Here is a 21950-nt window from a genome sequence, read left to right on the forward strand (position 1 = left end):
GAAGTTGTCGCCTGTAATGCAATCACTATTCTGATGGAGATTCATCTTGATAGATCGGCAATTGATGTTGCATCAGGAAACCCTCCCCAAGGCTAGCCGCTTCGGATCCAGAGTTGTTTAACTTCAATAGGTTGAGGTGGCCAAAGGGTGGAGCTGAAACAAGGTGGTGAGAGATATCCAGTACGCTGATGGTTCGGATTCTAGCTGTATTGAAGTCAGTATCAATTTCTGCATCAGAGAGAATCATGACATTACGGCGTATACCCATTGCAATTCAGTTAGATAGCGTCTGTCCTGCACGAAAAATTGGGCGATGTCTGCGTTCCTGTACATCGTGAAAGATAGCCTTGATCGTGATTTCCAGAATTCATAACTAAACGTTATGACAACCTAAACACGAATTAATATTCCGAATCGAACGTTCTCAATTATGATCAAAGGAGTTACTGTTCTTAATCAAATCTTTAGATCACCCCTTTAAGAAACATTTTTATACCGTTGTCTAGGGAGTCAACTCATGGCTACATCCGAGAAAAAACCTGCAGAAGGTGCAATTGAACTCTATCAAACCCCTCCTCTACCCCAAAATCGTCCGATTGCAGCAAGAACATTAGAAGTGGTAGATACCTCAAGCTTGCCTGGCAACCGTCCCATCACTGCGGTCCATCTAGAAGTGGTCGATACTGACACCTTGCCCAACCATCGTCCCATTATCCGTTCTGGGTTAGATATTGTGGATGAAGAAAGTCTTGTCGGTCATCGCCCTATTGTGAATATGGGTTTACCCTTGGTTCCCTCCCCTAATCTCCCCAATAATCGTCCCGTCGCAACTGAACCCATCTACGATCCAGCTGATTTGATGGGCTATATCGACTAATCGTTCATTAACCTTAATAATGAGTGCAATCGTCTAGGGCAGGGGAGTATTCCTTGTCCTGGTCTGTTCTATACCCTTTTCAAAAAAGACCTGGCAAAATAAAGTAAGGTGACTTCCGCTTAAACTTTGTCTAAATCAAAGTATTGCCTAAGCCCATCTTTCTGTAATTGAGTATGCCAAACCTCAATGAATGCTATCGCACCTTAGAGTTGAGGACTGGCGCGTCTTTAGAAGAGGTCAGTCAAGCCTATAAAGATTTAGTTTTTATCTGGCATCCTGATCGAATTCCTCAAAGCCGCGAGCGTTTGCAGCAAAAAGCCATCGCTAAGCTTCAAGACCTCAACGAAGCTCGTGACTATCTGCAATCCTATCTACAGCGACGTCAAAATTTGCGTTCAGCCCGTCGTCCTGCCCAGAAAGCGGCTGCAGCAGGCCAGGCTCGAGCAGCGAGTTCACCTGCGGCTGCAGCAGGCCAGGCCCGAGCAGCGAGTTCACCTGCCCCTGCAAAAACGACAAGACGCACGGCGCCACCCCGCACATCCCAACCGTCTCAAGAACGCCAATCTCCAGCGGCCAAAAAGTTTCGGCAGCGAACCAAAGCAACTCAACCCCCCGCAAGTTCTGTTCCTAAAGCTCCAAAGGCTGCTCCGGCACAGCCTAAGCCTTCTCAACCCCCTGCTGCGACTTCTTCTCCTCCCGATTCTGCTGCTAAACGAGCCGCCAAACGATGGCGAACAGGCCGAGGTACAGCTCCTGCCAAAACAGCTCCTGCAGCAACCAAGTCTTCCTCTCGCCCCCTCACTCCAGACCATAGTGGTGTTGATTGGCAGGGTGCTGATTTACAAGAACGGGATTTTTCGGGACGGAATTTGAGTCAGGCCAATTTAGCGAATACCAATCTCAAGGATGCTTTTCTCCATAAGGTGAATTTGTCAGGTGCTAATTTGACGAATGCTAACTTGACCCGAGCGAATCTGCTGCAGGCCAATCTCACCCAGGCAAACTTGCGAGGTGCGAATCTAACGGGGGCGGATTTGAGTGGTGCTGATCTGCGAGGCGCAGATTTTACAGGGGCCAGTATGGGTATTGGCAAAAAGGTGATGGTAAAGCTAACGGGTGCTCGTCTATCTGGAGCGATTATGCCCAACGGTACAATCCATACCTAGACTGGTTTGGTGGTGAAGATTTAGAAGGTGAGACACTTTAGAGCAAGGCTTCTATTCTCAATTCTGTCGACCATTGTCGTCATGACACCACGATCCAAGGCAAATTAGTCACAATAAATGAAGTGCTCTTAAGGGACATGCTGGATGAGACTGTTCCCTGGTAGTTGTGGAAAACGGTCATTCAACTATCGGAATAGAGCATAGAGTTGAGGGAATCGCCGATATTCTCAGCGCCTGTTCGCTGACATCATTCAGCATGGTTGAGTATGAAAGGATGATTGGTCTTCATCTACGCATTCTATCTGCTTGGCCCAGCATGGAGTTCAACACTACAATCCACACATTTTAGGTATCAATACAATGGCGTTTGATTTGGAAAATATCCCTTCTCAGCAAGGCAAAGTTGCCATTGTGACTGGGGCCAACACGGGCTTGGGCTATGAAACGGTGAGTTATCTAGCTCGAAAGAAGTGCAAGGTGATTATGGCTTGCCGTAACGCTGATAAAGCTGCTCAAGCTAAAGCTGAAATCGAGGCTAAAGTGCCGGTCGCGGATTTAGAGATTCTCCTGATCGATTTATCTGATTTATCGTCTGTGAGAGCCTTTGCCCAAGCCTTTCGACAGCAATACGACAGACTCGACCTTCTCATTAACAATGCTGGCATTATGTGGCCACCCTATTCCCTGACGGTGGATGGGTTTGAGAGCCAGATGGGGACTAACTACTTGGGCCATTTTCTCCTGACCGCATTGCTGTTGGATCTGATGCCGAATACGCCAGACTCTCGTGTGGTGTCCCTGAGTAGTAATGCTCATCGGCTGGGATCCGGAGAAATCAATTTTGGCGATCTGCAATCGGAACAGAACTATTCCAAAACAGGGGCCTATTCCCAGAGCAAGTTGGCCTGTTTGATGTTTGGGAATGAATTACAACGGCTGTTAGAGCAAGCAGGCAAAAAAATCTTGTCTGTCACTGCTCATCCTGGCGTCTCCAACACGGACTTAGCCAGACATATGCCCCAGTATCAGATTGCACTGGTTCAATATACGATTGGTCCGCTGCTCTGTCATGCTCCAGATAAGGCTGCCATGCCGACGGTGATGGCTGCTCTGGCCCCAGATGCCCAAGGAGGAGAATATTTTGGTCCTCAAGGGTTTTTGGAAATGAAAGGGAAACCTGGACGAGCAACCCAGTCTGACTATGCTCAAAATCAAGCTGCTGCAGAAAAGCTCTGGCAGGTCTCCGAACAGTTAACGGAATGTAGGTTTGCAATTGCTAGAGATCAAGAGGTGACCACGCCATAGTCAATCAATTGCTGAAACATATCTGAGAGAGAAGTAGCAAGGGAACGATAGGTGAGGCCTAACTCGCGAATGCTCTTGCTGTTGTCTACGCCAAAGGGGACGCCGACATTTCTAGCAATGATTTTCCGCGTCATACTGCTATCCAACAAGGGCCCCACCAGCCAAACGAGTGCTTTGGGCAGAATACTGTTGGGAAATGGATAGGTATCGCCAAAGTGGGCGCGTAGGATGTCGGCTAGCTTAGGAAAATTTGTGTTGTACCCAGAGGTGATATGGCGACCTTGGGCAGAAGGGGTAAATCCTGCCGCCATATGAGCTTCTGCCACATCCCGCACATCCACAACGCCAATCTGATAGTCTGGTACGCCCATTTTCATGGTGCCGTCTCCCAGTTGTTTGATCAGGGCAAAAGACTCGGATGTGGCAAAGGGGTTTATCCCCGGTCCCAAGACGAGGGACGGATTAATGATGACTAAGTCCCAGCGATTTTGAGCCTGGGCAATGTCCCATGCTTCTTTCTCAGCTAAGGTTTTGGAATAAGAATAGGGCTGGTGGGTAAGGGAAGAGGTGGTATTCCAGTCTGCTTCGGTAAATAGATCGCCCTCGACTTGCTCTAGGTCAGCGCTGTCTCCATAAATAGCTGCACAACTGCTGGTCACCACTACTCGTTGAACGGAGTTGGTTTGGTTCGCTTGCTCTAAAACATTGCGGGTGCCGAGCTGGGCGGGTTCAATCAGATCTTTTTGTGGGTCATCGACAGCAATGGTGAAGGGAGAGGCGGTATGAAACACGACTGTACATCCCTCCATGGCTTCAGCGTAGGAACCGAGGGCTAATAAGTCTGACTGGAAATATTGGAGTTGGCCTGACGTGTTCTCCGCTAAAGCATTGAGATATTTAAGCTTTTCGGTATTGCTAGGATCACGAACGGCGGCGTGAACGGTAAAGCCTTCTTCGAGTAAACGCTTGACGAGCCATCCGGCGACGTAACCTGTGGCTCCAGTGACGAGCACGGGGGCTGAGGTATCGTAGGTGGGGTTGGACATACTACTTCTCTATTGCTGCAGGATTAAGCGGAACACCGTTATCCCGTAGAGTAGCGCATTCATTGAGCGGGTGCTGTAGCAAGTTTCTAAGGGTGTATAGGGTTGAGATCTCAACCCTATACACCTGCTAGGCAGGATGGGCTTGATAATATGGATTTCACCTGTGAGAAGACTGACCGTGTTGAAAATCTAGAATCGATCTAACCGCAGCACTTCGAACAAAATGCACTTTTACCATGGCTGAGATCTACATCCTGACATCTGATGGTGTGCCGTTGGCGCAGTTTGAGAATGAAGAATCAGATATGTGGTATCTCATGGGGAAAATTTCACCCATCCAATCGAGTCTGGTGACTCTAAATGAGATTTTTCAGGCGACCCAGGATCTGGATTTCAAAGCTGTGATGTGTGATTGGTCTCAAGGGTATCGGTGTGAGTTGAAGGCTGAAGTCAACATAATTCCATGTGTACTGATGGAATGCAATCCACAACAAGCCATTCTCAGAATGCTCACTGCCCGGGATTTGAATTCCTCCCAGAAGCACCTCGATTCCAGCATTTTGGGTTGCCAATATTCATCGTTACTCTTGAGGGGATGTTGTTTTCGCGGTTATCAAATACAGTAAGGGGCCGAACGAGCCCGTGAACACCGTGACTAATACCCAAGGCCAAGGATTCCGATTACTTTTCCTCGCCTCTGGAATGAGCCAGCTCAATACCAGGACCAGAGCGATCCCTAAATCAGTGAAGACTTGCCAACCGGCTGGGCTATAGCGGTGATAATCTAAAATGCCGAGATAGCCCACCTGGGTCATGGCATACCCTGACAGAAGAGTAAAAGGCATCAGAATGATGAGTGCTATTTGCTTGTTGACCATAACAAACTCCTTGCATGTGATTTGCATCCATCCTCACCTCTCTTTTGAATGGCAGCAATAACCTCACAGGTCATTGAATTCATGATGGGTCTTGGTTGAGAATAGAGGGCAGAGTGGAGAAATGTATGACCTCTCCCAGCACGCTAAACTTTCAACATATTTGCCGCCATTGGCGTAAGTTCAGAAAGCTATCGCAACTGGATTTAGCTTTGGCGGCTAATGTGTCGCAGCGCCATGTCAGTTGGCTAGAGACTGGGCGTAGTCATCCTAGCCGAGAAATGATTGGGCGTCTCTCTGATGCCATGAATATTCCCTTACGGGAAAGGAATATCTTGTTACAAGCTGCTGGCTATGCCGCAGACTATCGTGAAACGCAATTGGATGCGCCCATAATGGCCCCAGTGCTTGATGCGCTGAATCATATATTGCAACACCATGCCCCGTTGCCTGCCTTCATTGTGGATCGCTACTGGAATGTGAAAAAGGCCAATCAGGCAGCAGAACTATTGCTCAATATAGGGGGAAACCCCCAAGCGCTTCAGGAAACAATGGGGACGGATGGGGGACTTAATTTAGCCTTGCTGACCGTTCATCCCGAGGGGCTCAGGCAATATATTACCAATTGGGCGCAGATCTTACCGTCTATCATCCGTCGTCTTAGGAGTGAATCTCTGGCATCGGGCAATCGAGCCATTCAGGATCAATTCGCCCAATATATCGAATTAGCTGCCCCAGAAGGTTATAGCGAGCCAGATAGTGACAGTTTGCTGCCTGTTTTGCCCTTAGAACTGAATATTAAGGGTTTAGAACTGAGTCTATTCTCAATTATTGCCACCTTTGGTACGCCCCAGGACATCACGACGGATGAACTCCGGATTGAAACCTTCTATCCCACTGACACTAAAACCGAACAATTCTTTCGGAACTATAATTTTGAGAATTCCGTTTAAGATAAAATGCCCTACTCCTAGCCCCAAAACGCATTGCCCAATGCTCAGCCAAGTGTTTAATGCAACTATCGAGTCTAGATGAGTTCCCTCAGCAGGGCTATCATTGCACTCCCTGCGATGTGAGTGCCGACCTTAACATTGCAGCGTTTCTATTCCCCAACGATAGTGAGCTTTGCCCACTGTTGATGATCATTGTTTGTAAATAGCTGTAGAGCATCCCCAGCAAAATCTGGATGGGGGGTGCCCAGTTCGTAGATGGAATTTTTGGTGGTTACATACACCCGTCCTGCTTTAGTTAGACACCCCTTAATGGGCGAAGATTTCAGCTTTTTTCCAGCAGGATACTTGGAATGGTTAAATATTTGCCCCTGAATAACCACTTGATCGCCGATGTTAACGCAAAGCCAAGATTCGATAATTGGTAAGCTGAGAGTTGCGGTATTGGATGTAGTTAAAGTGGGCTGAGAATTCTCTAAATAATAGTCTGTGATGTCATCAGCAATCATGATCAAGCTCGGTAGGAGTGATGCTCGGGGATGAGTGTTGTGATTAAACGACAACACAACATTTATGGGGCTAGCTATATCTAGTCTAAGCAGAATGTCTCTCAGAAAGTACAGTAAGAATGCGGAAATCTACGCTAGCTAATATGTTTTGTTGGAGTAAACTGGCTCGTTAAATATTCGGATCTTTTGCAACAGCCTTGTGGTCAATTTTCTGCCGCTAGAGGTGTTGCTTAACTTGAGCTAGCTATGTTTGCCTGGATGAGTGCTTTGATATCAATTTTTTGTATCGTACAGGGTCTTCCATTCTGGAAAGGTCATGCCCAGTAAATTGCTAAGCTCTTCAGTTTGCTTGAGTAGGATGGGCCGGAGGAATTGAGTTGCTTCCTGTAGGTCTTCGGCATCCTTATCTCGATCCACTTCTCGAATCGCTAATTTGAGTCCAGAAGAGCGAATCTTTTTTGGGAGTAAAGAGGCTAGCTGGTTAAAAGGCCAGGTATATCTCAAGCGAAATAACGCGCTCTTTTGGTAGAACTGCTTTGGGGTTGCATGAAATTTTTCCGTAAGATTAGCAGGGGCAAAAGATGCATCGACACCCAGCCAGTCAAACGTTTTGGTCATACACGCTTCAGCATCATTACAGAGTTGTTCAAAGGTTAAAAATAAAAATTGATCGGGCGAAAAATACTGGAAGTAATGTTTGAGCTGTTGGGGATAATTACTAACATCTTGATAAAGAGGATTTTTCTGCACTGCTGTTAGCAAACTTTGATTTTCGTTCCCTTGACGAGTCTCATGCCAATAGTGACTCACCGTGCGTTCAATGGGGTCCCTCATAATATAAATGAAACGGGCTTCAGGGTTGAACTGGGCTAGTCGTTCAGCAACATCCGTAACATGGGGGTCTTTGGCATAAAGCGTACTGGATTCACCCAAAATGGTTGCATCACCGGCATCCTGAAAGAGGCTGAGATATTTCTCTTCATTTTCCCAAAGGCCGAGCTTTTTGATATTGGGCCAGTTCAACTGTTGGGGATGCACAAAGTAGCAAGGCTCTTTGGGCTCACACATGAAGATAGACGGGTGATTATTGAGATATTGGTGCAAGGATGAGGTGCCAGATTTCATCGCCCCAATAATAAATAGATTCGGTTTTCTTAAATTGCTCATAGTATTAATGTGGAGGCCGTCTCAGCTTCACTTCTTTCTAGCGTAGCAGTGGGCTCTAGTCAATCTGCACTGTGAGCAATAGGGGGTTTATGCTCGCAAGACAAATCGCGCTTTTAACTGTCTGGGTACAGAGACCCCAAAGTAAAATTCTTGATCATGGGGCTGATCGCCAAATTGGATCTCTACTTTTGCCAGCAGGATGGCTATCGTTAAGCGCATAAAGAACTTGGCAAAATCTTGACCGATGCAAGCCCGATCGCCTCGACCAAATGGAAAAAAGTAATCGCTGCCATAGTCATTTTCTGCCAAAGTTTTTGCATCCCAGCGTTCTGGCTTAAAAGATTCTGAATCTTGCCAATGGGGAGAGAGACGCTGAAGAAACCAGTTGTTGATAAAGATTTGGGTATTGGCGGGGATGTCGTGGCCCGCAAGATGGATGGTGCGAACCGTATTGCGCGTAAAAAAGGGCACGGGGGGCCATAACCGTAGAGACTCTCGCAATACTTGCTCCACTGGGACACAGTTTTCCAGTCGTTCCAAGGTGAGGGGTTCACGGAATAACCCTGCCAGATCTTGGTGAAGAGCAGATAAGGCTTGAGGATGCTGAAACAGCAAATGAAGCGTAGACGTAATACCACTGGGAGCCGACACCGCTCCGCCTGGGTAGACTCCAGCACAGAAGTTCCGCATTTGTTCAGGGGTAAAGGCAGACCCCCCTCGTTGCAGAACCCAGTCCAGTAGCGATCCACCGGCAGGATTAGCTTGAGTGGTTTCCATCACTTCGCCAAAGCGTTGAAACCATTGGCGACTCGCTTCTTTGTAATGTTTACCTTTGGGTTCTTCCGGAATCATCCAGCTGGCGATGGACGATCGGTTCATGCGATCGGTCCCCGTTGCACAGAGGGTATTGAACTGTTCGAACACCTGATCGGGGAACACTTGGCCGACTGTAGCCAGGGAAAAACCATCGAAGACTAGCTTTTGAATGGCATCATAAGCCGGGAGCATGTCGGTCTCTGACTGCTGGACCAGTTCCTCCGCCCGACCTTCGATAAAGGCTTGCAAGGGCTGGACTTGAGTCTCCATCCACTCGTGGAAGTAAGTCATATTGAAGGGATTATTTTGAACCAGGTGCTGCCATTTCGGTCCAGCATTTTTGGCAACAAAAGGATGACTCTCTGTCAGAATCGGGCGGAGGGCTTTGCGGGGGATATCTTTATAAAAATCAGCTTGGGTGGCCCGATGTCCATGGGAAGGGTGGCCGGTTTGCTGCTGGGCGGTGAGCAAGACTTGCTGGATTAAATCAGGGTCGTTGAGAACCAAGGATGGCCGAGCCAAAATCCAGAATAAGGATAAGCCACCATAGTGCTGTCCCTGTTCTCCGAGCACCTGCCAAATGGGTTTCCCTTGCTGCAGGGCCGAGATATTACCGATGGGAAAAAGCGGTTGAGGACCTGGAATTCTGCCGAACGCTTGGGTTTGTTTGCGAAAGATCAGCTGAAAAAGCATCTGAAAAAGCATCTGTGAAGAGGACTGTACTTTTGACTCCACCCACTGTCGTGGTTTGGCCTCCATCTGTTTGAGGGTATTGTGTAGTCCTGTGGTGAGTGATCCGGCTGATCGTCCTGTCATAGCTGTATGTCCTCTGATGCTGAAGTGTGGTGAGTGATACCCTGCCAAGATTCATGGCATTGGCAAATGAGTTCTAATAAACGTTAGATATTGATGCTCTGGGGAATGTTAGAGGGCTGTAGGTAGCGGTAGGGGTAGGGACGATGACGGTTTCGTTCTGCGATCGCATCTTCGATATCCAATAAGTTGGCTTGAAAACGATGCAGAGGGGCTTGCACCCGCTCATCAGAAAACCAGGATTTTTCGTACTGGCCGAGTTGTGTATGGTAAATCTGCCCCAGCAAATACGTTAACTCCATCTGATTCAAGGCTTGATGTAAGGGGGGCAGCTGGTCTAGCCGATCCTGGGAAGATAGGGCTGTAGCAGTGGGAGCTGGCCGATAGCCTGCTAACGGCATCCCTGGGGTATAGACCATGATGTCGCCCTGGGGAAAATTCACGGCGGCATGTTGAGCACTGGCCGTAAAAATGATGAGCGTGATGGCTTGAATCAAATAGGCCTGGGTCCGCAATTGTCCCTCCTCGCCAAAGTCTGGAACTCGACCGCCATCTTCAGCCTGTAGCTCCTTTGCCCAAGCCTGGAGGGCCGCATCCTTTTGTACTGAGTCATCGGTGGGGTAGTACAAGCTCACATAATCAGTGACCCAAGTTTCGATCGCCTGCCAAATCAGTAATGCATCGTCCCGATAGGGATTAATAGGTAACGCCTCAGCATTATCCAGACCCTGTTGCTGCAATTGTTGGGGCAGCATGGCCTGATTAAAGGAATAGCTTTGTAATCCCGTTACCGCTAAGACCCTGGCACAGTCAATGGTGGCGGCTAAGACCGTATCCACCCCGCCTTCTGGGGCCATCAACATACTTTGAGCCCCGTTGTTGATACTTAAGGTGCCTTCAAAGTGAGGCCGCAAGAGAATACTCACGGGATGAGTCGGGAGTAGCTGGCGATGGGTGGCAATCACAAACGGGCTAATAAACAGATGGGTTCGACCCAAATGGGTTACAGCCTCGTGGTAGTTGCTATCTGCAATTTGCACGCAGGTCTTTGCCATTTCCCAGGCATGTTGTTGTTTGGTAGCCTCACCCGTGGGTGGCGTCAGAATCGGTGTTTCAGGCCCCGGAGATTGACGGCATTGAATGGCAACGGGCTGGAGATTGCGGGAGGGCGCATCATCAGGAGGGACTGCAAACAGAGCGATGGGGGCTGAGATATATTTTTGCTGGTCTGGGTAGTTACCATTAATCGCCCCGGCCAAGATAGCGTAATCGGCGATGTATAAACGCCCTTCGGTAACGGCAGTTTGGAGGGAATCGTCCTCTCCCATCACTGCCTGATAGTGCCCATTCGTGACGGGGAAATTAGAGCGAACAGTGTCTCTAGACAAATGGCGCACTTGTTGTAGCAAAACAGGATTAGGACCTGCTACTCGCAGATAAGCAAAGAACTCATCTTCCTGAAAGTATTGGGCACATTCCGGCAAAGGGATAGTTACAAATTGCTGATTAAAGTCTTCTATAGAGGTGGGGCGATCTTGAGCGCATTCATGGGCAAGATGTTCTTTTAAGTTCAAGTGCAGAATCCGTAATAGATCATGCTCTAAATTGGAGGCAAGGCTGTGCAGAAAGCTTTCTGAATCAGCAAAAGATAACCGTAGGCCGTTCAAAAAAGTGGTTGGCACCGTTGTCAGCAGATGCCAGATTAGACGCCACCGCACCTCTGGCCGTTGAGTCAAGATATCCACCAAGGTTTTTCGAATCAGGCGTGAAGCATGTTGCTCCGCTTCATGCTCATGGTGATGATTGTGGGCTCCCACAATTGCATTAGTAAGGATCTTGAACATGGTGCGGATCAACTTTGACCACCAATCTCCGGATGGGAGCTCTTCTTTGGGTAAGCGATCCACCATTGCCACGGGTGCAAGGTGACTGTAGTTGTATTGATATTTTCGCCGAGCTGCTTTTAGCGCGGTAGGGATAGGCTCAGGCTGTATCGGACGAGCTAGAGCTAAACTTTGTGGATGTTCTTCTTGTTGAATTTCAACAGGTGCGAGTTGGGTAGGCAGGCCAGTGAGAGAGTACTGATGCGTCATTGTTGATCCGGTTTATGGGTGTTCTGACGTAAATGGCAACTGCCTGTGATCAAGGGTGTAGAGAGAGTTCGTAGCAGCTACCGATTCAGTCCTAGTGTTCCCAAGACGGATTTGGACTTTACTTTTTAAATAGCCTTGAGTTTGGGTAAGCTGGTACTATCTGGATTGAAAACTATTGAGTATGTAAATGAAAGATTCTGTAGTTAAAACTAGCGTTGATTTAAGTACGGTAAATCGAGGTAGATAATCATTAAGACTGATTAGCTGAAGGTGAGGCTAATCAGAGCTTCTGACATGTTGTTAACCTTGGTGTTAGGACGTTTTTATTGTTTAATGCTGATATTGATTCGTCAACCTAGAGGGATGCAAATGAGTAAGCAATAAAAAGCAAAATATCTAGTTTATGGGTATTTATAAGGTTTTTCAGGGTTATGTCGAATCTATTTAAAATAATTCTTGGGCAGGCTCATACGAATATTGCAGTCACAATTATGCCCAATTGATTTGGAATAAATTAGGAGTAATCCTTGTTTGAGTAATAGTCTTGAGACCATAACAAATAAATTACTTAGATCTTGCAAGTTTTATGTAAGTTTGGGGAACATCTAGATTGAGGTAATTGCTAGTATTTTTCTTTTTGGAAAAGTTAGTGCTCCTGTTTTCTGGCTTGGAGAAATAATTGATGTTGGGGACAATCGCGGACTGTCGTCTGGTTGAGCATCTATATGAGAGTGAGAATTCCATTGTTTATCGGGGTCAACGACAGGCTGAGCCGCATCAGGTCATTCTGAAAGTTCTGAAAGAGGATTACCCAACTGCCTCGGAACTGACTCGGTATCGCCAAGAATATGAGATTACCCGCAGCCTAGAACTTGAAGGGGTGATCAAAGTGCTGGGGTTAGAACCCTATCAACGAACCCTAGCCATTATTTTGGAAGATGTGGAAGGGGTGTCCCTCAAGACTTATTACCAGGGAAAGGCCGTTCCGCTGGTTGAGTTTTTACCCCTAGCCATTAGTATTACCGAGGTATTAGGCCGGATCCACAGCCAAAATGTCATCCATAAGGATCTGAATCCTAGCAACATCATTTTTAATCCAGATACCCATCAATTACGGATCATCGATTTTGGCATTTCTACTCAGCTGAGCCGAGAAACAACGATTCTCAAAAACCCTCGCATCCTCGAAGGAACGCTGCCCTATATCGCTCCTGAACAAACGGGGCGCATGAATCGTTCCTTGGATTATCGGACAGACTTCTATGCCTTGGGGGTGATGTTTTATGAGCTGCTAACGGGACAGTTACCCTTTACCGCCAAGGATCCGCTGAAATTAGTCCATTGCCACCTCGCCCAACAGCCCATCCCTCCCAGTCAAGTCAATTTCGATATTCCTGGGGTGATGTCTGACTTGGTGATGATCTTAATGGCGAAAACCGCCGAGGAACGGTATCAGAGTGCCTTTGGGATTCAAGCTGATTTGACTGCCTGTTGGCAACAACTCAAGCAAACTGGGGAAATTCGCGCCTTTCCGCTCCGTACCCAGGATCATTCAGATAAGTTTCATATTCCCCAAAAGCTCTATGGGCGGTCCCAAGAAATTGCAGCCTTATTAACAGCATTTGAGCGGGTCAATCACCCTCAAGATCCGACCAAGAGTAGTGAAATGATGCTGGTGGCGGGTTACTCCGGAATTGGTAAATCGGCTTTAGTTGCAGAAGTCCATAAGCCGATTACCGAAAAGCAAGGGTACTTTATCTCTGGGAAGTATGACCAATTTCAGCGAGATGTGCCCTACTCGGCTGTCATCAGTGCGTTTCAAGATTTAGTCAAGCAACTTTTGACTGAAAGTGAAACCCAGCTAGACCAATGGCGACAAAGATTACTGGCGGCCTTGGGACCTAATGGTCAGGTTATCATTGACGTCATCCCTGAAATTGAGCTGATTACGGGGCCTCAGCCTCCGGTGCCTGAACTAGGGCCTGCAGAAGCCTTGAATCGGTTCAATCTGGCATTTCAAAATTTTATTCGGGTGTTTTGCACCCCAGCTCACCCCTTGGTGGTGTTTTTAGATGATTTGCAATGGGCGGATTCCGCCAGCTTGAAGTTGATCAAGCTGATGATGATGGATCGGCAAATGCGATCGCTGCTGTTAATCGGCGCTTACCGTGACAACGAAGTCGATGCCACCCATCCGTTGATGACCTTGGTGAAGCAGCTTTGGCAAGAAAAAGTCAACATCCATACGATTACTCTCCAGCCCCTCTCTCAACTGCATCTGTGTCAGCTGATTGCGGATACGGTTCACCATAATTTAGAGACTACCCTGTCCTTGGCAGAGCTGGTCCTGAATAAAACCGAAGGGAATCCTTTTTTTGTCAATGAATTTCTGAAAAATCTTTATACGGAAGCGCTGTTGCAGTTTAATTCTCGTGCTCAACAGTGGGAATGGGATATCGCCCAAATTCAGTCTCAAGATCTCACGGATAACGTGATCGAACTACTGATTAGTAAGCTGAAAAAATTACCCTCTGCTACCCAAGATGCCCTGCGGCTGGCTGCTTGTGTGGGAGCTGAATTTGATCTGCATACCCTCAGCTTGATTCGTCAGCAATCCCACACGGAGGTGTTTGCAGATTTGAAAGTCGCGATTCAGCTCGGGTTGATCTTTCCCCAGTCTGAGCTGAATGATGCATTAGTGATTACAGATTTTCGCTTTGGTCATGACCGGATTCAACAAGCCGCTTATGCCCTAATCGATCCTGACAGGCGCTCTACGGTGCACTTGAGCATTGGCCGGTTGCTGTGGCATAACGTGGAACCGGATCAACTGGCAGAGCGTATTTTTGAGGTGGTGGATCATCTCAATCAGGCGCTCCCCCTGATTACGGATCTAGAAGAACAAGATCAGGTCGCCCAACTTAACCTCAAAGCCGGCCAGAAAGCGAAATCAGCTACGGCTTATAGTGCTGCTGTGCGGTATCTACAAACAGGATTGAGTTTGGTGGGGGAGACGGGATGGCAAAAAGCCTATCCCCTAACTCTTTGGCTTCACCAAGAAGCAGTTGAAGCTGCTTATCTCCACCAAGATTATCCCCAGCAAGAACAGCTGACAACCGTGGTGCAGCAGCAGGCCAGAACCGTGTTGGATATGGTGAAAGTCTACCGGGTCAAAATTTTGGCTCGCTCTGCTCAGAATCGTCATCTAGAAGCAACGGATATTGGCTTTGAGATTTTGGAGCGCCTGGGAATCACGTTTGTAGACCCCACCCTCGAGAATTTACAGCAGGAATTGGATCAAACCAAGCAGCTCTGTGCGGATCGCTCGATTCAAGATTTGATCCGGTTGTCTCCTATGGCGGCTGAGGATAAACTCGCCGCGATGCAGATCCTCTCGGATATTTTGTCCTCTGGGTATCAAGCTTCTTTTGAACGCTTTATTCTCAGTAATCTGAAGCAAATTCACTTATCCCTTACCTATGGCAATACGGCTCCCTCCGCGTTTGCTTACGATTGTTATGGCATTACCCTCTGTGGGGTGGTGGGAGATATTGAAGCAGGCTACCAGTTTGGACGGTTAGCCCTAGCGGTGGTCGATCAGTTTCAGGCGAAAAAGACCAAGAGTCGGGTGGTCTTTGTGTTCAATGCGTTTGTGCGCCACTGGACTGACCCCCTGAATTTGACGATTCCTGATTTGCATGAAGGGTATCAGATTGGGTTAGAAACCGGGGATTTAGAATATGCCAGCTATTCCCTTTGTTGGGAGGCGATGCATTCTTTGCTGACGGGGGAGAAACTGCCAGATTTAGCATTGCGCATGCTGGAGTTTCAGCAAGCCATTGCTGGGTTTCAACAGGCGGCTTGCCTGCTCTATTTGCAAATTTTTCAACAGGTGACGTCCCACTTAACGGAGCCCAACTTGGATCCGACCTGCTTATCCGGGACTTACCTGCAAGAACGACAGGTCATTGTGGACAGTGCGGATAATAAGTTAGCTCTGGCTTTCTTTTATACCCTCAAAGCTCAGGTGGCTTACCTGTTGGGACAGCCGGCGACGGCCTTAGAGAGTACCCAAAAAGCGGTTGATTATGTGGATGGCATGACGGCTGCGGCGACGGTGGCGAGCCTCAATTTTTACGATTCTCTTGCTCGCCTGGCCCTTTACGAGGCTCTGCCTCCTGTTGAGCAAGAGCAGATGCTAGCAAGGGTGGCGACCAATCAAGACCAGCTGCAGAAATGGGCTGTCCATGCCCCGGCCAACCACCAGCATAAATATTGTCTGGTAGAAGCGGAGCGTTTTCGGGTATTGAGACAACTTCAACAGGCGGGGGAGGCCTATGATCGGGCGATTGCCCTGGCCCAGTCTCATCATTATCCGAATGAAGCAGCCTTAGCTAATGAGCTGGCGGCGAAGTGTTTTCTGCAGCAAGAACGGGATAATTTTGCCCGGGTGTATCTGAATGAAGCCTATTACGGGTACTACTGTTGGGGGGCAACGGCTAAATTACGACAACTGGAAGCGTCCTATCCTTATCTGCTGGCCCAGCAAGTGATCCATTCCCAACAGGGCACCATCCCGACTACCCCCTTGGTGGCAGCAGCAGCGACGAGTACTATTCGCACTGGTCAAGCGCTGGATCTCTCCACGGTCTTGCAGGCATCACAAGCGATTGCGGGGGAAATTGTCCTCGATAAGCTGTTGATGACCCTGATCAAAATTCTGGTCCGCAATGCGGGTGCCCAAGTGGGTCATTTAATCCTGAATGTGGAAGGTCGGCTAGTGATTGAGGCATCTTTTAACTCCCAGTCTGGCCAGAGCCAGGTGTTGCAGTCTCAATCGTTTGCTGGACAGCTTCCCGACAGTATCGTCAACTACGTGCTCCGTACTCAGGAGAGTGTTGTTCTTCAGCAGGCTACCCAAGACAGTAACTTTGGTCTGGACGCTTATATCACGACCCATCAGCCGAAATCGATTCTCTGTGCTCCGCTGATGAATCAAGGACAATTGAGCGGGATTCTCTATTTAGAAAACAACCTGACGACGGGGGCCTTTACGGCAGACCGTTTAGAGATTTTGCAGCTGCTGTCGGGACAGGCTGCGATCGCAATCGACAATGCGCGCCTTTATACCAACCTGGAAGAGAAAGTCGATGAACGGACCCAGGAACTCTCCCAAGCTCTAGAAGACCTGCAGTTGGCCCAAGACGGCCTGATTCAGTCAGAAAAAATGGCGGCCTTGGGCCAACTGATTGCTGGGGTCGCCCATGAAATTAATACTCCCTTGGGTGCGATTCGATCTTCGATTGAATATATTGCCAATTTCCTCGATCAGCATCTGACGACCCTGCCACAATTTTTTCGGGAGTTAACCCCCCAGCAGGCAGAGCAGTTTAAATCGTTACTCCTGCGTGCCTTAACCCCTTCACCGACCTTGTCAGGTCGCGAACGACGCCATACCCGCAAGGCTTTGGCCAAGCAACTATCTGAACAAGGGATTGCCTCGGCAGAGTCCCTGGCCAGTTTATTGCTGGATCTAGGGATTTGTGATGGCATCCATGACCTCCTTCCCCTTCTATCTGAACCCGAGAGCGAACCCTTATTAAAGATGGTGCGCCAGTTTACGCGGGTGCGAGAAAGTACGCGGGATATTTCTACCGCGAGCGATCGTTCTGCCAAAATTGTGTTTGCCCTGAAAACCTATGCTCGCTACGACCATAGCGGTGAAAAGATTGAAGCCAATATCACGGACGGCATCGAGGCCGTATTAACCCTGTATCACAACCAAATCAAACATGGGGTGACGGTTCATCGCTCCTTCGCCGAACTCCCCCCTATCGCCTGCTATTTTGATGAACTTAATCAGGTGTGGACCAACCTGCTACACAATGCTCTGCAGGCCATGGACCATCAAGGCACCCTTGACATTGATGTCAGCCAACAGGCGGATCAAGTCTGCGTCAAGATTACCGACAACGGTCCTGGCGTTCCCCCTGAGCTGCAAGGCAAAATTTTTGAGCCCTTTTTCACCACCAAACCCCCCGGTGAAGGCAGTGGTTTAGGTCTTGACATTGTCCACAAAATAATTGACAAGCATCAGGGTACCCTAAGCTTGGACTCCGTTCCTGGCCGTACAACCTTTAGTGTGACCTTGCCCATATCTGTCATTCCAACCCCTCAACCGACTCCTGCCCTATGACAAAACTGGCCATTCTTTGTGTTGATGACGAAGTCATTATTCTCAATAGCCTCCTGCGACAGCTGCAAACTGCGTTTGACGATAACTACATCTATGAAACTGCCGAAAATGCTAGCGAAGCCTTGGAGCTGATTGAAGAACTGCAGGAAGAAAATACAGATCTGTTAGTGATCGTGTCTGATTGGTTAATGCCTGGAGCTAAAGGAGATGAATTTCTGATTCAAGTCCATCAGAAGTTCCCCGGGGTGGTCAAGATTTTGCTGACCGGTCAAGCCGATGAAGCGGCGGTAGAAAGAGCACAATCCCAGGCCAATCTGTTTAACTGTTTACGTAAACCTTGGAGTGAGAGTGATCTCATTCAATGTATTCAATCAGCCTTAGGGACGGTGTAAAGACTAATCAGGACGATGCCTAAACCCGTAATTGTTTGTGTAGATGATGAAGTCGCAGTATTAGATAGCCTCCGGCGTGAGCTATCTGAAGTCTTTGAAGATAGCTGCGAAATAGAAACCGCTATGGGGGGCAAGGATGCCATTGCCCTGGTGCATGACCTGATCGAGGATGAATGCGATTTATCGGTGATCATTGCCGATTATCTGATGCCGGATATCAAAGGGGATGAGGTTTTACAACAAGTCCATCAGCTCTCCCCCCAAACCTTAAAAATCATGTTGACGGGGCAGGCTAATGTGGATGGCATTTCTAATGCGATTAATACCGCCCAGCTATATCACTATATTGCCAAGCCCTGGCAACCCGAAAATTTACAGTTAACGGTGCGAGAAGCCCTCAATAGCTACCAGCTCGCTAAAAAAATTAAAGACTATCAGCAAACTCTAGAACGCAAAGTTGAAGAGCGCACTCAGGAATTATCCGCAATTCTGCATACCCTCCAAACCACCCAAGCCGAACTGATTCAGGCGGAAAAAATGGCTGCCCTAGGCCAGTTAGTGGCTGGTGTGGCCCATGAAATTAACACGCCAGTGGGAAATGCCCTATTAGCTGCCTCTGTTCTGAACAACGAGACCGGTTCCTTAACACAAGCCTTCGACCAGGGGGGGCTAAAACGGTCTGCTTTGGTCAGCTATTTACAGACAGCCCAAGAGAGTAGTGGTCTGATCTTGCAAAATCTCCATGGGGCGGCGGCCCTCATTCAAAACTTCAAGCAAGTTGCAGTCGATCAAACCAGTCATGAACAACGAGAGTTTCAGATCATCCCGTATATTGAGAGTGTATTGACTAATTTGGAGCCGAAATTAAAACAGACTCGCCATAGGGTGACGGTCTCAGGGGATGCTGCTCTAAAAACTACTAGTTATCCAGGAGCACTGTCGCAAGTGGCGACCAATTTTGTCATGAATTCCCTTTTGCATGCCTACCAACCTGGAGAGGCAGGGCAATTAAAATTTAATGTGACTCAACAACAGAATCAGATCATTCTGGAATATACCGATGATGGTTGCGGCATTCCTGCAGAAGATCAGCCTAAGATTTTTGAGCCATTCTTTACAACGGGACGAGATCGCGGGGGAAGTGGCTTAGGTTTACATATTGTTCATAATCTAGTCACCCAAACCCTAGGAGGAACCGTATCTTGTCAGAGTGAGGTTGCCGTGGGAACCCAGTTTAAGCTGCAGTTACCCTTGACCTTAGCAAAAGGGGGGTCTCATGCCCGAGGATAAGCCCTTGACCGGAACCTTAGAAGCCGATGATGAGCTCCAATTTTTAGAGGAGTTATCCTATCATTCCTCGAAGGAGGCTATGCCAGGGGGGTGGAAAGTCATTGTGGTGGATGATGAAGAACAGGTGCATGAGGTGACGCGTCTCGCCCTGAAAAACTTCAAGTTTGCCGATAAGCCTCTGGAAATTATCTCTGCTTATTCCAGTGAAGAAGCCCAACAGTTGTTGGACCAAAACCCAGATACAGCCGTATTGCTGTTAGATGTGGTGATGGAGACGGATAAGGCTGGCCTAGAGCTGGTCAAGCATATTCGTGATCATTTGCACAACATCTTTGTACGGATTATTTTACGCACCGGTCAGCCGGGCAGCGCTCCAGAAAAAGCGGTGATTGAAGGGTATGACATCAATGACTACAAAACCAAAACCGAACTCACCCAACAAAAACTCTTTTCCACTTTAATCACTGCCATTCGGTCTTACCGAGATTTACTGACTGTCGAAGAAAGTCGTCAACAGATTGCGTCCTTAAACCAACAGTTAGAAGACGCCAAACTCAGTTTGGAGAACAAGGTCAAAGAACGCACCCAGGCGCTGCAGCAGCAAACCTTGGCTTTGGCGGCCAAAAACAAGCAGCTAGAAGAAGAGATTCAAGCCAAACTCTATGCCCAGCAAGCTTTAGAAGCAACCAATAAAAAGCTGGATGAAGCCAACAAGCAGCTGTCTCTGATTGCCAATCATGATGCCCTCACGGGGTTGGCGAATCGCCGCCGTTTTGATGAGTATCTACAGCAAATTTGGAAGCAGACCCAGCGCGAACAACAGCCCTTAAGCCTCTTGATTTGTGATATTGATTTTTTCAAGCAGTATAACGATACCTATGGGCACTTAGAAGGAGATATTTGCCTCCGAACCGTAGCCCAAAAAATTCATCAAACCATTGTTCGCCCCCTAGATTTGGTGGCCCGCTTTGGGGGTGAGGAATTTGCGATTGTTTTGCCCAGTACCGACCTAGAAGGCGGTCAGGTTGTGGCCGAACGACTGAGGACGATCATTCATCAGTCTCAACTCCCCCATCGTGGATCCTCGGTGAGTGAATTTGTGACCGTTAGCATTGGAGTAGCGACGGTGCGATCGCACATCCATACCTCGGTTTCAAGCTTAATCAGCCGAGCAGATCAGGCCCTCTACCAGGCGAAACAATCTGGGCGGGACCAGGTGATCGCTCTATCTTTAACAGGGTAGGTCTTTCAGATTTAGCAGAGTGTGATTTATAGACAGCCTGGGAACACTGGATGTAATGTGCGAGATCAGCTGAACGGCCATGCAAGACGTCAATGCTCCCTCATTCCCCTTTATGGAGGCTCCCAGGACATCAACCCATCGGGGAGCTGATCAGGACCGACCCGTCATTCTGATTGCGGAAGATGATCGGATGACGCGAGCCATGATCAGTCATATCCTGGCCAATGATGGGTATCGAGTCGTGGAAGCAGAGGATGGCGAAACCTGTTTGGCTGCTTACCAAAAGAGCCCGCCTAACCTAGTGTTGTTAGACGCCATGATGCCGGGGATGAATGGCTTTGAATGCTGTGGCGAAATTATGAAGCTGCCTGAGAGTGCTTACACCCCCATTTTGATGATTACGGGATTAGAAGACCAGACCTCCGTAGACTGGGCCTTCGATGTGGGGGCCTCAGACTATATTACGAAACCCATTCATTGGCCAGTATTGCGGCAGCGAGTGCGGATTCAGTTAGAGAGAACCCAACTCTATAAGCAACTGGAAGAAGCTAATCGAAAACTGACCCATTTAGCTTCTATTGATGAACTCACCCAGCTCCCGAATCGCCGAGTCTTTTCCGAAACCCTGCAACGAGAATGGCGACGCATGGCTCGTGAGAAATGTCATCTTTCTTTGATTTTGGGGGATATTGATTGTTTTAAGGCCTATAACGATACCTATGGCCATCTGTTTGGAGATAACTGCTTGTTCCAAGTGGCGAGTGTCATTGGCCAATGTGTCAAACGGCCGGGGGATATCCCAGCCCGTTATGGCGGAGAAGAATTTGCCGTTATTCTCCCGAATACACCCCTTGAAGGAGCGGCCCATGTGGCAGAAGAAATTGGTCAAGCCGTAAGGGCCCTCGCGATTCCCCATAAAAATTCTGTTGCCAGTCCCCATGTCACTCTCAGCATGGGGGTTGCTAGTGTGGTCCCTGATTTACAATCCATGGGATCTGAAACCCTCTTGATTTTGGCAGCTGATAAGGTTTTGTATCAAGCGAAGTCAGAAGGACGCGATCGCGTCCAGGTCGACCATACCTTACGAAATACAGGATCTGCGATCCCTTGCCCAGAGGAAGTTTAACCTCTTAGCTTGCAACCGGTTCCTAGATAACCCCTGATTGATGCAGCCTGTCGATTTTAGTCGAGGTTAACTACTAGGAGCGCAGT

General features: G+C 48.2%; 17 protein-coding genes. 10 read left to right on the forward strand and 7 right to left on the reverse strand.

What is annotated here, in order from left to right:
• Nucleotides 1-25: 25 nt before the first annotated feature.
• The gene (locus tag I1H34_RS02035) at nucleotides 26-268 is read right to left on the reverse strand and encodes a hypothetical protein (protein WP_212664115.1); all 243 of its coding nucleotides are present in this window, start codon (nucleotides 266-268) and stop codon (nucleotides 26-28) included.
• Nucleotides 269-517: 249 nt separating this feature from the next.
• On the opposite strand from I1H34_RS02035, the gene I1H34_RS02040 reads away from it, so the two are divergent.
• From I1H34_RS02040 to I1H34_RS02050, 3 genes are all read left to right on the forward strand, one after another.
• Nucleotides 518-877 carry a hypothetical protein gene (locus I1H34_RS02040; protein WP_212664116.1) on the forward strand — a complete coding sequence of 120 codons (360 nt, stop codon included), beginning with the start codon at nucleotides 518-520 and terminating at the stop codon, nucleotides 875-877.
• A 173-nt stretch (nucleotides 878-1050) separates the two neighbouring features.
• Complete coding sequence (locus tag I1H34_RS02045) at nucleotides 1051-2043, forward strand: pentapeptide repeat-containing protein (protein ID WP_212664117.1); 993 nt, start codon at nucleotides 1051-1053, stop codon at nucleotides 2041-2043.
• Nucleotides 2044-2403: 360 nt separating this feature from the next.
• On the forward strand, nucleotides 2404-3348 hold the full coding sequence (locus tag I1H34_RS02050; protein WP_212664118.1) for an oxidoreductase: 945 nt from the start codon (nucleotides 2404-2406) through the stop codon (nucleotides 3346-3348).
• Here I1H34_RS02050 and I1H34_RS02055 read toward each other — a convergent pair.
• Nucleotides 3327-4394 carry an NAD-dependent epimerase/dehydratase family protein gene (locus tag I1H34_RS02055; RefSeq protein WP_212664119.1) on the reverse strand — a complete coding sequence of 356 codons (1068 nt, stop codon included), beginning with the start codon at nucleotides 4392-4394 and terminating at the stop codon, nucleotides 3327-3329. The genes I1H34_RS02050 and I1H34_RS02055 overlap by 22 nt on opposite strands.
• A 236-nt stretch (nucleotides 4395-4630) precedes the next feature.
• Between I1H34_RS02055 and I1H34_RS02060 the strand changes: the two genes are divergently transcribed.
• The gene (locus I1H34_RS02060; RefSeq protein WP_249369719.1) at nucleotides 4631-5020 is read left to right on the forward strand and encodes a hypothetical protein; all 390 of its coding nucleotides are present in this window, start codon (nucleotides 4631-4633) and stop codon (nucleotides 5018-5020) included.
• Here the strand turns inward: I1H34_RS02060 and I1H34_RS02065 are convergent.
• On the reverse strand, nucleotides 4976-5272 hold the full coding sequence (locus I1H34_RS02065; RefSeq protein ID WP_212664120.1) for a hypothetical protein: 297 nt from the start codon (nucleotides 5270-5272) through the stop codon (nucleotides 4976-4978). The two genes, I1H34_RS02060 and I1H34_RS02065, sit on opposite strands and share 45 nt — an antisense overlap.
• A 125-nt stretch (nucleotides 5273-5397) precedes the next feature.
• Here I1H34_RS02065 and I1H34_RS02070 point away from each other — a divergent pair, with 125 nt between their 5' ends.
• Entirely contained in the window at nucleotides 5398-6222 is an 825-nt protein-coding gene (locus I1H34_RS02070; RefSeq protein ID WP_212664121.1) for a helix-turn-helix domain-containing protein, read from the forward strand.
• Nucleotides 6223-6371: 149 nt separating this feature from the next.
• Here the strand turns inward: I1H34_RS02070 and I1H34_RS02075 are convergent, their stop codons facing one another.
• The 4 genes from I1H34_RS02075 to I1H34_RS02090 all read right to left on the reverse strand — a co-directional run bounded on the left by I1H34_RS02075 (nucleotide 6372) and on the right by I1H34_RS02090 (nucleotide 11617).
• Complete coding sequence (locus I1H34_RS02075) at nucleotides 6372-6728, reverse strand: hypothetical protein (protein WP_212664122.1); 357 nt, start codon at nucleotides 6726-6728, stop codon at nucleotides 6372-6374.
• Between the two features lie 273 nt (nucleotides 6729-7001).
• On the reverse strand, nucleotides 7002-7895 hold the full coding sequence (locus tag I1H34_RS02080; RefSeq protein ID WP_212664123.1) for a sulfotransferase family protein: 894 nt from the start codon (nucleotides 7893-7895) through the stop codon (nucleotides 7002-7004).
• An 87-nt stretch (nucleotides 7896-7982) separates the two neighbouring features.
• A complete protein-coding gene (locus tag I1H34_RS02085) occupies nucleotides 7983-9527 on the reverse strand; it encodes a cytochrome P450 (protein ID WP_212664124.1) in 1545 nt (514 codons plus the stop codon).
• Between the two features lie 83 nt (nucleotides 9528-9610).
• Nucleotides 9611-11617, reverse strand: a complete 2007-nt coding sequence (locus I1H34_RS02090) for a lipoxygenase family protein (RefSeq protein WP_212664125.1) — start codon at nucleotides 11615-11617, stop codon at nucleotides 9611-9613.
• 682 nt (nucleotides 11618-12299) lie between these two features.
• On the opposite strand from I1H34_RS02090, the gene I1H34_RS02095 reads away from it, so the two are divergent.
• From I1H34_RS02095 to I1H34_RS02115, 5 genes are all read left to right on the forward strand, one after another.
• On the forward strand, nucleotides 12300-17813 hold the full coding sequence (locus I1H34_RS02095; protein ID WP_212664126.1) for a trifunctional serine/threonine-protein kinase/ATP-binding protein/sensor histidine kinase: 5514 nt from the start codon (nucleotides 12300-12302) through the stop codon (nucleotides 17811-17813).
• Entirely contained in the window at nucleotides 17810-18205 is a 396-nt protein-coding gene (locus tag I1H34_RS02100; protein ID WP_212664127.1) for a response regulator, read from the forward strand. Before I1H34_RS02095 ends, I1H34_RS02100 begins: the two co-directional genes overlap by 4 nt.
• Before the next feature lie 15 nt (nucleotides 18206-18220).
• Nucleotides 18221-19495 carry a hybrid sensor histidine kinase/response regulator gene (locus I1H34_RS02105; protein WP_212664128.1) on the forward strand — a complete coding sequence of 425 codons (1275 nt, stop codon included), beginning with the start codon at nucleotides 18221-18223 and terminating at the stop codon, nucleotides 19493-19495.
• A complete protein-coding gene (locus I1H34_RS02110; protein WP_212664129.1) occupies nucleotides 19482-20738 on the forward strand; it encodes a diguanylate cyclase domain-containing protein in 1257 nt (418 codons plus the stop codon). The genes I1H34_RS02105 and I1H34_RS02110 overlap by 14 nt, the downstream gene beginning before the upstream one ends.
• 79 nt (nucleotides 20739-20817) lie before the next feature.
• Entirely contained in the window at nucleotides 20818-21864 is a 1047-nt protein-coding gene (locus I1H34_RS02115; RefSeq protein WP_235107020.1) for a GGDEF domain-containing response regulator, read from the forward strand.
• Nucleotides 21865-21950 lie beyond the last annotated feature (86 nt).

Origin of the sequence: Acaryochloris marina S15, from assembly GCF_018336915.1 — a bacterium.
Classification (GTDB): Bacteria; Cyanobacteriota; Cyanobacteriia; order Thermosynechococcales; family Thermosynechococcaceae; genus Acaryochloris; species Acaryochloris marina_A.

What these genes read in the sequence shown, in the direction of transcription:
- I1H34_RS02035 (WP_212664115.1), bottom strand. Translation starts at nt 268, where the DNA reads ATGGGTATACGCCGTAATGTCATGATTCTCTCTGATGCAGAAATTGAT.
- I1H34_RS02040 (WP_212664116.1), top strand. Translation starts at nt 518, where the DNA reads ATGGCTACATCCGAGAAAAAACCTGCAGAAGGTGCAATTGAACTCTAT.
- I1H34_RS02045 (WP_212664117.1), top strand. Translation starts at nt 1,051, where the DNA reads ATGCCAAACCTCAATGAATGCTATCGCACCTTAGAGTTGAGGACTGGC.
- I1H34_RS02050 (WP_212664118.1), top strand. Translation starts at nt 2,404, where the DNA reads ATGGCGTTTGATTTGGAAAATATCCCTTCTCAGCAAGGCAAAGTTGCC.
- I1H34_RS02055 (WP_212664119.1), bottom strand. Translation starts at nt 4,394, where the DNA reads ATGTCCAACCCCACCTACGATACCTCAGCCCCCGTGCTCGTCACTGGA.
- I1H34_RS02060 (WP_249369719.1), top strand. Translation starts at nt 4,631, where the DNA reads ATGGCTGAGATCTACATCCTGACATCTGATGGTGTGCCGTTGGCGCAG.
- I1H34_RS02065 (WP_212664120.1), bottom strand. Translation starts at nt 5,272, where the DNA reads ATGGTCAACAAGCAAATAGCACTCATCATTCTGATGCCTTTTACTCTT.
- I1H34_RS02070 (WP_212664121.1), top strand. Translation starts at nt 5,398, where the DNA reads ATGACCTCTCCCAGCACGCTAAACTTTCAACATATTTGCCGCCATTGG.
- I1H34_RS02075 (WP_212664122.1), bottom strand. Translation starts at nt 6,728, where the DNA reads ATGATTGCTGATGACATCACAGACTATTATTTAGAGAATTCTCAGCCC.
- I1H34_RS02080 (WP_212664123.1), bottom strand. Translation starts at nt 7,895, where the DNA reads ATGAGCAATTTAAGAAAACCGAATCTATTTATTATTGGGGCGATGAAA.
- I1H34_RS02085 (WP_212664124.1), bottom strand. Translation starts at nt 9,527, where the DNA reads ATGACAGGACGATCAGCCGGATCACTCACCACAGGACTACACAATACC.
- I1H34_RS02090 (WP_212664125.1), bottom strand. Translation starts at nt 11,617, where the DNA reads ATGACGCATCAGTACTCTCTCACTGGCCTGCCTACCCAACTCGCACCT.
- I1H34_RS02095 (WP_212664126.1), top strand. Translation starts at nt 12,300, where the DNA reads ATGTTGGGGACAATCGCGGACTGTCGTCTGGTTGAGCATCTATATGAG.
- I1H34_RS02100 (WP_212664127.1), top strand. Translation starts at nt 17,810, where the DNA reads ATGACAAAACTGGCCATTCTTTGTGTTGATGACGAAGTCATTATTCTC.
- I1H34_RS02105 (WP_212664128.1), top strand. Translation starts at nt 18,221, where the DNA reads ATGCCTAAACCCGTAATTGTTTGTGTAGATGATGAAGTCGCAGTATTA.
- I1H34_RS02110 (WP_212664129.1), top strand. Translation starts at nt 19,482, where the DNA reads ATGCCCGAGGATAAGCCCTTGACCGGAACCTTAGAAGCCGATGATGAG.
- I1H34_RS02115 (WP_235107020.1), top strand. Translation starts at nt 20,818, where the DNA reads ATGCAAGACGTCAATGCTCCCTCATTCCCCTTTATGGAGGCTCCCAGG.